This window comes from Nostoc sp. UHCC 0252 (assembly GCF_034931145.1).
In the GTDB taxonomy this organism is placed as follows: domain Bacteria; phylum Cyanobacteriota; class Cyanobacteriia; order Cyanobacteriales; family Nostocaceae; genus Nostoc.
In genome coordinates, this window is the sequence record NZ_JAYGHE010000092.1 from 1 (window position 1) to 4450 (window position 4450).

5 protein-coding genes are annotated in these 4450 nt (G+C 40.6%); 4 read left to right on the forward strand and 1 reads right to left on the reverse strand.

Annotated features, from left to right (window positions below; translation table 11 throughout):
- The first annotated feature begins 323 nt into the window (after positions 1 to 323).
- The 4 genes from VB732_RS31520 (at position 324) to VB732_RS31535 (ending at position 3426) form a co-directional block, all read left to right on the forward strand.
- Entirely contained in the window at positions 324 to 1028 is a 705-nt protein-coding gene (locus VB732_RS31520) for an SDR family oxidoreductase (protein ID WP_323234785.1), read from the forward strand.
- Positions 1029 to 1142: 114 nt separating this feature from the next.
- The gene (gene hppD, locus VB732_RS31525) at positions 1143 to 2228 is read left to right on the forward strand and encodes a 4-hydroxyphenylpyruvate dioxygenase (RefSeq protein ID WP_323234786.1); all 1086 of its coding nucleotides are present in this window, start codon (positions 1143 to 1145) and stop codon (positions 2226 to 2228) included.
- Positions 2225 to 2662 (forward strand): GNAT family N-acetyltransferase, encoded by a 438-nt coding sequence (locus VB732_RS31530; protein ID WP_323234787.1) that lies wholly within the window; start codon positions 2225 to 2227, stop codon positions 2660 to 2662. Before hppD ends, VB732_RS31530 begins: the two co-directional genes overlap by 4 nt.
- 71 nt (positions 2663 to 2733) lie before the next feature.
- Complete coding sequence (locus tag VB732_RS31535) at positions 2734 to 3426, forward strand: HAD family hydrolase (protein WP_323234788.1); 693 nt, start codon at positions 2734 to 2736, stop codon at positions 3424 to 3426.
- A gap of 151 nt (positions 3427 to 3577) precedes the next feature.
- On the opposite strand, the gene VB732_RS31540 is transcribed toward VB732_RS31535, so the two are convergent.
- Positions 3578 to 4207 (reverse strand): CPP1-like family protein, encoded by a 630-nt coding sequence (locus VB732_RS31540; RefSeq protein WP_323234789.1) that lies wholly within the window; start codon positions 4205 to 4207, stop codon positions 3578 to 3580.
- Positions 4208 to 4450: the final 243 nt, after the last annotated feature.

Consider the following 4450-nt stretch of genomic DNA (forward strand, 5'->3'; position numbering starts at 1 on the left):
CGGATTTCTCTTAACATTCAACACTTTTGATTCAAGATATACATATAAATTCTCCTAACACTAAATTATCTGTGTCCAAATTAGGTTCAGAGTTACAGAAAATAACCGGAGAACCTCCTAATTCAATTATTAAAAAACTAAACTTGGGTTCTAGTTTTATTAAATATCTAAAATCGTCTCCCACATTTACATTAAAAGCAAGTGGCAAAGAATATGAGGTAACAGCACTATCCTGCGAGTAGATACTTTCTGAATGTTTACGTGCAATCTGAGCCTGTAATCCAGTATTCTGTAAACAGATGTAAAGAAATGTAAATATTACAATGCAGGATAAAGTTGTCGTTATTGTCGGTGCTACAGGTGGTATTGGTTCAGCTTTAACACACAAACTTGCGCCCACCGGAGTCCGGTTGGTATTGGCTGCGAGGGATGCAGCTCGTTTAACAACACTGGCTACTGATTTACCAGGGGAAGTTTTGACCGTTCCCACTGATATTACTGACCCCCAACAAGTAGATATTTTGATAGAAAAGACGATCGCTGAGTTTGGTCAAATCGATATTTTGGTGAATGCAGCTGGTGCTGGTATACTCAAACCCTACAACACCCTGGAACCTGCTGATTTAGACAAAATGCTAGACATCAACTTAAAAGGCAGCTTTTATACCACTCAGGCGGCGGCTGAAGAGATGCAAAAGCGCAAGTCTGGTCATATCTGTAATGTGGTAGGAATTCTGGGCAAGCATTCAATGGGGATGGCAGCTGCTTATTCTGCTTCTAAGTTTGGTGTTGTCGGTTTTAGCAAGTGCATGGCAGAGGAACTAAAGCGTTTTGGTATCAAGTTCACGCTATTCTACTTTGGTGGGGTAGATTCTCCTTTCTGGGATAATGTCAACCTAAAAGTAGACCGAAAAAAAATGCTCAGTCCTGAAACTGCTGCCAATGCGATTTTCTTTGCCCTTTCTGCTGAACCACAAGCTGTACCAATGGAAATTAATATTCAACCTGATAGTCATCTGTTCTTTTAGGTTTTTAGAGTGGGAGTAGGTCTACATAATTCTTGCTTAGGAAAGAAGTGAAAATCTAGCAAAAAAGGCAAAATTTACAGATATATAAACTTTTATGCTGTATTTTCAGTATCTATGAAAATTGATCACGTTCATTTCTATGTAGAAGACGCGAAAGTATGGCGGGATTGGTTTATACGCCATCTTGGTTTTCAATCAGTAGCCGATCGCAGTAATTCATTTCACACCTGTACAGAAGTGGTGAAAAGTGGTGCTGTCTGCTTTTTTCTATCTTCACCACTGTTACCCACAAGTCCAGTAGCTGAGTTTTTGCGTAAATATCCGCCTGGTGTGGCAGATGTTGCTTTTGCTGTAGAAGATGTAGAAGTTGCGATCGCACTTGCTCAAAAACACGGTGCTACAATCCTACAACCCATTCAGGAACGCCAAATAGGTACGGCATTTCTTAAGTGTGGCAAAATTGCCGCTTGGGGTGGACTGACTCATACGTTAATCGAAAGGTCATTGGTCATTTGTCCGCCGTCATTTGTAACTAACACAGATGACAAAGAACAAATCACAAATGACAACACTTTTATCGCCATAGATCACATCGTGTTAAACGTGGCCGTTGGTGAATTGGATCGTGCCGTTGCTTGGTATGAAAATATCTTAGATTTTGAACCCCAGCAAGCATTTAAAATTAAAACTAATCGTTCTGCTTTACACAGTCAGGTAATGGTTTCCCACAACGGCAGCGTCCAGTTGCCAATTAATGAACCAGCTTCTGGGAATTCCCAAATTCAGGAATTTTTAAATGTCAACCGAGGGCCGGGAATTCAACATCTTGCCTTGCGGACAAATAATCTGGTAAGTGCGATCGCAAAATTTCGTGCCAGTGATTTATCCTTACTCTCAGTTCCCCAAAGCTATTACACCCAATTAAAACAGCGTCCAGGATTTCCATTATCAGATATAGAAATTGAAGCGATCGCTCAACAAGAAATTCTCGTAGATTGGCAAGAATATACTCTTGATGGGACACAACAAATCGCGCCTTTATTACTGCAAATTTTCACTCAGCCAATATTTGAACAGCCAACATTTTTCTTTGAATTTATTGAACGCCGTTCCCAAGCTAAAGGTTTTGGCGAAGGTAACTTTCGCGCCTTATTTGAAGCCATCGAAAGCGAACAAATCAAGCGTGGTACTCTTCAATGATGCCTGAGTACAAAATATCAATTGAAAGCCAGACAGACTCCAAACAATTTGATTTTGTAGACAAACAACTTTACCAATTCAATGTAAGTAAAATTGGAGATTACGAATATACGCCACTGTTTATATTGCTTCGTGATTCAGAAAAAAAGGTAGTGGGCGGCTTAGAGGGTTTTATCGGCTTGGGATGGTTTCATATCGGTACTCTCTGGATTGCAGAGGAGTTAAGAGGTTATGGATATGGAAAAGCACTTCTTTTGGCCGCAGAACAAGAAGCTGTCAATCGTGGTTGCTTACACGCATATCTTTTTACCTACAGTTTCCAAGCTCCCGAATTTTATCAGCACTTGGGTTATGACGTATTTGGAGAGTTAGAAGATTTTCCTCCAGGTCATCGTCGATTCTTTCTTAAAAAGAGTTTACAAAATAACTCTTAGCTAGACTTGATACCTTCAAAAAATAGCCATAAATCTAAGATAAACTTAATAAAAATTAACTTTTCCCGCCGATGCTAAGACTGATTACTGACTTCGACGGCCCAATTATTGATGTTTCCGAACGATACTACCGTGTTTATCAATTCTGCTTAGAGAAAACTCGCCGCCCAAACCAAGTAGTGCAAGAACTTCCGAAAGCGGAATTTTGGCAGTTAAAGCGATCGCGCGTTCCCGAAAAACAAATCGCCTTAAATTCAGGATTAGACGAAGCCCAAGCCCAAGAATTTGCCCAATTGCGGCGGCAAACTGTACATACAGAGCCTTATTTCAACTATGACACTCTCGCGCCTGGTGCTGTGGATGCACTGTTAAAAATTCAAGAAGCTGGAATTGATTTGGCAGTTATGACGATGCGCCGAGTCCGAGAACTAGATTATGCTTTTAAAAAACACGATTTAGGGAGATTTTTCCCGGAAAATCGTTGTTATTGCCTGAGTAATGACTACGTTAAAACTCGTGATATTGAAGATAAGCCTTTGTTAATGGCTAGGGCATTACAAGAACTGCCCCCGGTTACTGATATTTGGATGGTAGGAGATACGGAAGCCGACATCACCGCAGCGAAAAATTATGATATTAAGGTGATGGCTGTAGAATGTGGTATCCGCGATCGCACTCAATTAGAACTTTACCACCCCGACTTAATCGTTAAAGATTTTAGCGCTGCTGTAGATTTGGTCTTAAAACCTAAGCACCTTGTCTAGAAAGGCTCTATAGCTCTAACAGATTGAATTAATTAATCGTACAAATTAAAGCAGGAGTCAGAATATGTATTCTGACTCCTGACTCTATATATTTAAGAAGAACACACATAAACCATGTATTCTTTATAGAAACTTGTTTACAGATAGCGGTTTACCGTAGAAAACTACTAACCAACCACAACAATATAAACGTTATCACAGTAGAGAACTGATTCGTTCCCAGATTGGTGAATGATGATATTTGTGGTAAGAGCCAGCTAGCAACTAGTCCCCCAGCGATTAAGCCAATGATTAAACTTACCAGGGTAAACAAAACTGCTCGGCCAAATTTGCCTTCCTTGCGATTAAGGAAGTAAATACTAGTGCCTACCCCAACCACCAATGCTAACTGCAAAACCTGCTCACCTCCCTCGGGGTAAAACAAGCTGATAGAACTCAAACCAAGAAACCAAGCTCCTGGTAAAAGTATATCCGCAGATGTTGGTTGATCCAGCATCCGTTGTAGCCATGCAGGTGACTGCTCACGAGGTGTTGGACTTTCTTTAGGAGGTGATTGCACTCGTAACTCTGGAAACCGGATACGCTCAGGGACTTTAATTTTACCTTCCTGGCGCATCCGTAAGCGATCCATTAAAATCGCATCGTAAGCCGCTTCAATTACTTCTAAATGCTTTGCATCGCCACTGTGTTGCTCGAATAGGCGATTACGAGCATCCTGAATTTCATCGAAGGTAGCCTCTTCTGATACCCCAAGTTTTTCGTAGGGATTTTGATCGCTCATGGGAGTTTTTTACTTCAGCCTCAGTCAGCGGCAGTCTTTTGTCGAATCAAAAACAGCTTTAGGTTTTCTTTTAATCGAAACTAAAGTCTCGATCTATTTTATGCCCTACCAGGATAGTAGCACGGGTTAGTTTGATTGACTTTGTAATTTCAACTATAGTCACTTTAACATATCGCAATAACTCCGTGTATACCCTCATGTCGTTGCCTAATTCTGGCTTTAATCTAGAATTTGAACGCAAGA

Excerpts from the sequence above, each read along its gene's own strand:
- VB732_RS31535 (WP_323234788.1), top strand. The coding sequence starts at position 2,734 with ATGCTAAGACTGATTACTGACTTCGACGGCCCAATTATTGATGTTTCC.
- hppD (WP_323234786.1), top strand. The coding sequence starts at position 1,143 with ATGAAAATTGATCACGTTCATTTCTATGTAGAAGACGCGAAAGTATGG.
- VB732_RS31520 (WP_323234785.1), top strand. The coding sequence starts at position 324 with ATGCAGGATAAAGTTGTCGTTATTGTCGGTGCTACAGGTGGTATTGGT.
- VB732_RS31530 (WP_323234787.1), top strand. The coding sequence starts at position 2,225 with ATGATGCCTGAGTACAAAATATCAATTGAAAGCCAGACAGACTCCAAA.
- VB732_RS31540 (WP_323234789.1), bottom strand. The coding sequence starts at position 4,207 with ATGAGCGATCAAAATCCCTACGAAAAACTTGGGGTATCAGAAGAGGCT.